At 64.8% G+C, this 3,819-nt stretch carries 5 protein-coding genes; all 5 read right to left on the bottom strand.

Features of this window, described 5'->3' with window-relative positions:
• Positions 1 to 172 precede the first annotated feature (172 nt).
• Positions 173 to 1,294, bottom strand: a complete 1,122-nt coding sequence (locus tag AB0G14_RS35085) for an IS110 family transposase (RefSeq protein WP_357705017.1) — start codon at positions 1,292 to 1,294, stop codon at positions 173 to 175.
• A gap of 673 nt (positions 1,295 to 1,967) precedes the next feature.
• A complete protein-coding gene (locus AB0G14_RS35080; RefSeq protein ID WP_357705014.1) occupies positions 1,968 to 2,357 on the bottom strand; it encodes a hypothetical protein in 390 nt (129 codons plus the stop codon).
• On the bottom strand, positions 2,354 to 2,833 hold the full coding sequence (locus AB0G14_RS35075) for a hypothetical protein (RefSeq protein WP_357705011.1): 480 nt from the start codon (positions 2,831 to 2,833) through the stop codon (positions 2,354 to 2,356). The genes AB0G14_RS35080 and AB0G14_RS35075 overlap by 4 nt, the downstream gene beginning before the upstream one ends.
• Before the next feature lie 170 nt (positions 2,834 to 3,003).
• On the bottom strand, positions 3,004 to 3,315 hold the full coding sequence (locus AB0G14_RS35070) for a hypothetical protein (protein WP_357705009.1): 312 nt from the start codon (positions 3,313 to 3,315) through the stop codon (positions 3,004 to 3,006).
• A partial coding sequence (locus tag AB0G14_RS35065; RefSeq protein WP_357705007.1) for a hypothetical protein occupies positions 3,308 to 3,819 on the bottom strand: 512 nt, incomplete at its 5' end. The genes AB0G14_RS35065 and AB0G14_RS35070, both read right to left, overlap by 8 nt.

Here is a 3,819-nt window from a genome sequence, read left to right as displayed (position 1 = left end):
CCGCGCACGGCCGCAACATCATGCACGCCCTCACCGAACTCGCCACCGGCCGTCCCTGGCTACCCGCAACCGGAACGACCACCTGATCAGTCACGCATCAACGACGTCGGCGGGCGACCACCCCAGATTTTCACGCACGGCACGGGCGTCACGACAGAGACATCGAAGACTCCTATGTTCTGTCAAGCGGGCCGAGAGGGTCTGCGAGGCGAGGGGCGGCGGCACCCAGTAGCGCCCGGTAGACCTCTCGGGCCACATGTCGTTTGAGGCAGCGGACGATCTCTTTGCTGGTCAGTCCTTCGGCTGTTCGTCGGGCGACGTAGGCGTGGGTTCGGGGATCGAGCCGCAGCCTGGTCAGCACGATGGTGTAGAGGGCGTTGTTGGCGGCGCGGTCACCGCCTCGGCTGAGCCGGTGGCGGCGGGTCCGGCCGCTGCTGGCGGGGAGCGGGGCGACACCGCACAGGTGCGCGAACGAGGCCTCCGACCTGAGCCGGTCGGGGTTGTCGCCTGCGGTGGCCAGCAGTTGACCGGCGACCTCCGGCCCTACTCCTTGCAGCGCCAGCAGCTGGGGTGCAGTGGCCTTGACCAGTGGATGGATCTCGGCATCAAGCTCGGCGATCTCGTCGGTGAGCTGTTGATAGCGACGGGCCAGGCGCCGAAGCGCGGCCTTGGTGGCCGCCAGGGCCGGGTTGGCCACGACGGACAGCTGGGCGCCCGTGGCGCCTGGACGTAGCTGGGCGCAGACGCGGACCAGAGTGACGAGCGACAGGCCGGCCAGACGTTCCCTCAGGTCCTCGGGGGCCGTGATGATCAGCGCCTTGAGCTGGTTGACGGTCTGGGTGCGGGCCTTGACAGCGCCACGGCGAGCAACGCGCAGCACCCGGATGGCCTCGACCGCACCCGCGCGTGACTTCGGTAGACCGGTCGCGGATCCGTTGAGAACGGCACGAGCAGCGGCGTACGCGTCAAGCGGATCTGACTTGCCCGCCATTCGGCGCGCGCTGCGATCAGGCCGGTTCACCTCGATGACGACCACGCCCGCGCCGTGCAGGTGCCGGGCCAGGCCGGCTCCATACGACCCAGTGCCCTCGACGCCGGCGCGCACGATTGCCCCATGTCTCTGGGCCCACGCCAACAGACCGCGATAGCCAGCCGGTGTGACGGCGAACTCGGCGTCGCCCAGGTGGCGGCCGAGATGGTCAACAAGCGCGGCGTGATGAGTCTCGCCATGCGTGTCCACGCCGAGCACGACGCAGCCGACGGGAACATTGAACTCGTCCGTAGTGGTTGCCATGCTGCTGCTGTCGGTCCTTCCGCTCGCACCGGATCGGGTCGGCACGAGCCCGGCCGGGGCGACGGACAAGACAGTGATGGGTGCCTCTCGCACAGGCTCCTATGAGGTCACAGCCTCGGTCGGTCTCGTGGCATCACCACCGGAACCAGGCCGACAGATCCCTTGCAAGGACAGCCCGTAACGGGCGTCGGTCTACGCTTGAGTCAGACCCGGTCCCGATGACGACGGGTCCCATACTCACTGTCTACGCTGTGGCCCACGGCCACCGCACGATCTTCGGTTGTCCTCACAAACCATCGATGATCACGCGGTGGCCGTCCTCATGCCCGCGCCACGCCCAACGCCGAAACCAAGTGACGTTGGAGCATTAGGCCGCGCCGCGCACCCGACGGACGTTGATCATGCCGTTGTCGTCAAATACCTCGGCGATCCGCCTAGAAATACTACGTCGCCCCAGGACGGTCATAGACACATCTTGGTACACGCGTACGTGCCTGGCCCCGTGATGCTCGGCGAAAACGCCGACGGGCGCCCCGTTGACGATCTCCGCGCAGATTCGGATGGTACTAGTACCATCGTCCTCGACGTCGATGACGACAATTCCGCGGTCGGTTGGCAAAGCCATGATGGAAGTCCCTCCATTCGCAAAGGTCTATTAGCATGAGCTTGGACATCACCTTTCAGCGGAAGCGGTTCGGGATCGGTGACTGCCGGCCGGGTTGCCGAACATGACCCGGGTCCACTCGCCGACGTGGCAGAAGATGTCGCAGCTGGTTCTGACGCCGAGTTTTGCCGGCACCCGCGAGGCGGCAACATGCCGCGACACGCTGCCCATCGAATAGACGCTGTCAAGATCCCGCCACAGCGAAATGCTCCACACCGTCCGCTGCCGCCACTCGACGAGCAGCTTGATACCAATGAAACCCGTGGCGTAGCGACGGACGTCCCGCTTGACACGGATGTGCAGCAGGAGGATGAGCAGTATCCGCCCCAGGCCGCCACAGTGGAATTTGGTTATCACTACCTGCCCCTTTCCCACATCGGGATCGAGGATCGCAGTCATGGATGAACGGCGCCCACCGCGAGGGCCGCTGCCAGCAGCAGCATCATCGCTCCGGAGGCCCGTCGAGCCCTGCTCACCCATACCCGGTCACTCCTTCCCTCGATCTCGGCGGCCGCCCTGGTCAGGCTCCAGAGCGTGACCAGAAGGGTCACGGTGACGGCCATCCCGACCAACACCAGCGGCGCGGACCCGGGCGCGAGGAACACGACGCCAATCGCGGCCAACCAGACCAGCGAGGTGGTCTTCTGCGTGGTAAACAGAAGACCCAGATCGATACCCCACACCACACCCAAGGTTCCGGCCGGAAGGGTACGGACCAGTCGCTGTGGCACCTGTCGCCAGATATGCGGCGTCCGATTGAACAAATCGAGAATGCCGAACAGTACCGTGAAGGCGACGACGACCACAAATCGCCACTCCTCGACAACCAGCTTCTCTAGAACTGATCCAACCAGGTAGAGCAGGACCGAAAGCATTATTCCAGCGATTATTCCACCAACCGCCAGACCCGCCAGGAACCGAATTCCCTCGGCCACGTTTCGCCTCAACATAGGGCTGGCGACCCCAGCCATGGAGAGGCCTCAAGGACTAAGCAGCTGCAGCACCGCACCCGCGATGCCGACGACAAGCCAGACGGCCATCGGCGTCAGATGCGGTTACAGTAGGCGGCGGAACCGGTGGTCGACCCCGTGCTGCTCTTTTTCTCGCAGCACGCACAATCCATGGTGGCGGTCGTGCAGTACCAGATATACTTTTCGGGTGCCGAACTGCACGTCGAGTAGCTGATGTTCGGCGGGTAATACAAGAGGTTGCAGCAATAGTAGTTGCCGGCCATCGCGGGAGTCGAGCGGGCGAAGACGGCACCCGATGCCACCAGGCCAGCTGCGCCGATCTTCGCGAGGAAGCCCCGCCGGCTGCCGCCCCGGCGGCCTGCAGCCGTCATCTTTTCTTCACTCATTCCTTACAGCCTCCTTCACTGGAAAGACGGCGGCGCTCAGCACCGCCACATCGGTGAAAAGTAGTGCCGAAACCAGGCGCCCGTCCCGGAACACCAGCGCCGTCGGGCTGGTCATGACCTCCAATTCTCCGGTCACCCATTCGCCTCCCACGTCGATGTGGTGCGGCAGTTGCGACAGTTCGTGTCGAGTTACGAAGTCCTTACCACGAGCCTGGTCGATCGTCGAGATCAGCAGCGCGAAGTCCCGTGGGTCGGCAAGGTCGCCGATCTGGCCGGCCACCTTTTCGCAACTGTTGCAGGAAGTACTGAGCACCAACACCACCCGAAAAGCGGCGGTGGGGACCTCAGCCAGACCGGCCGGCCACCGTTCGGGTTGGATCCCGATCCGCGCACCGTCCAGCAGCCGGACCGGTGACTGGTCAGGTGCTCGTCGGCGGGTCGGCTTGACCTGGGGCGTTCGGGTTGGATCATGGTTGGGTGTGCGGAACGCCGTCGATCGTGGAG

The organism is Micromonospora sp. NPDC023814, from assembly GCF_040639595.1.
In the GTDB taxonomy this organism is placed as follows: Bacteria; Actinomycetota; Actinomycetes; order Mycobacteriales; family Micromonosporaceae; genus Micromonospora.
Note: the sequence above shows the minus strand (reverse complement) of the source record. Positions and strands in the feature narration are given on the sequence as shown.

Excerpts from the sequence above, each read along its gene's own strand:
- AB0G14_RS35085 (WP_357705017.1), bottom strand. The coding sequence starts at position 1,294 with ATGGCAACCACTACGGACGAGTTCAATGTTCCCGTCGGCTGCGTCGTG.
- AB0G14_RS35080 (WP_357705014.1), bottom strand. The coding sequence starts at position 2,357 with ATGACTGCGATCCTCGATCCCGATGTGGGAAAGGGGCAGGTAGTGATA.
- AB0G14_RS35075 (WP_357705011.1), bottom strand. The coding sequence starts at position 2,833 with ATGCTTTCGGTCCTGCTCTACCTGGTTGGATCAGTTCTAGAGAAGCTG.
- AB0G14_RS35070 (WP_357705009.1), bottom strand. The coding sequence starts at position 3,315 with ATGAGTGAAGAAAAGATGACGGCTGCAGGCCGCCGGGGCGGCAGCCGG.